The organism is Parendozoicomonas verongulae (genome assembly GCF_009711465.1).
GTDB classification, from domain to species: Bacteria; Pseudomonadota; Gammaproteobacteria; order Pseudomonadales; family Endozoicomonadaceae; genus Sansalvadorimonas; species Sansalvadorimonas verongulae.
In genome coordinates, this window is the sequence record NZ_SMME01000642.1 from 251 (window position 1) to 1,204 (window position 954).

Annotated in this window: 1 protein-coding gene; it reads left to right on the plus strand. The window is 56.6% G+C overall.

Going from position 1 to position 954, the window contains the following annotated elements:
- Positions 1–744 (plus strand): hypothetical protein (locus E1189_RS02155; RefSeq protein WP_230460033.1); only part of this gene is annotated, 744 nt, incomplete at its 5' end.
- Positions 745–954: the final 210 nt, after the last annotated feature.

Sequence of the window (954 nt, forward strand, 5' to 3'; positions counted from 1 at the left end):
ATCGCTGCTGCACTGGCGGTGGGTTTTAAGCCGGTTGACCGAATCGAAAGTGATGCCGCAGGGGCAGGTGGTGTTCCGCTTCCCCCTGCACTGAACGTCTTTGCTGCCCTGGCGGTGAGAGTCAAGCAGGCTGACCGTATCGAAGGTGATACCGCAGGGGCAGGTGGTGTTCCGCTTCCCTTTGCATCGGACATCCCTGCTGCCTTGGCAGTGAGAGTTAAGCAGGCTAACCGAGGCGAAAGTGGCGCCACAGAGGCAGGTGGTATTCCGTTTGCCCTTGCATCGGGCGTCACGGCTGCCCCGGCGATGAGAGTTAAGCAAACTGACCGTAGCAAGGGTGGTGCCACAGGGGCAGGTGGTATTCCGCTTCCCTTTACACCGCACGTCGTTACTGCCTTGGCGATGAGAGTTAAGCAGGTTGACTGTAGCGAGGGTGGCGCCGCAGGGGCAGGTGGTATTTCGCCTCCCCTTGCACCGGACGTCCCTGCTGCCCCGGCAGTGAGCGTAAAGCATATTGACCGAATCGAAGGTGATGCCACAAGGGCAGGTAGTGTTCTGCTTCCCCTTGCACCGGGCGTCGCTACTGGTTCGGCGGTGGGATTTAAGCAGATTGGTCGAATCGAAGGTGGCGCCGCAGGGACAGGTTCTGATCCGTTTTCCTCGGTATACTGCCACCGTCTCATGACCCAATATTTCTACGGCCGGTGTTGGGCCATCGTAGTCCAAATCACTTGGGACTGTTGATGCAGCTTTATAAGCCTCTTCAATCTCTTGTCTGAAAGCTTCCCGGCAGTGAATTTCCCAGGCGTTGATATCAGCGTTAAAAGGCAGCGGAAATGCATCAACGCATTCGCCTGTTCTTATCACGTTATCTGTCGCTGACGGGGAATAAAATTTGCGGGGAGTTATGGAGCAGGTAGAGCCCTCAGCTATCAGCCCAAGGGCTTCCTTGTT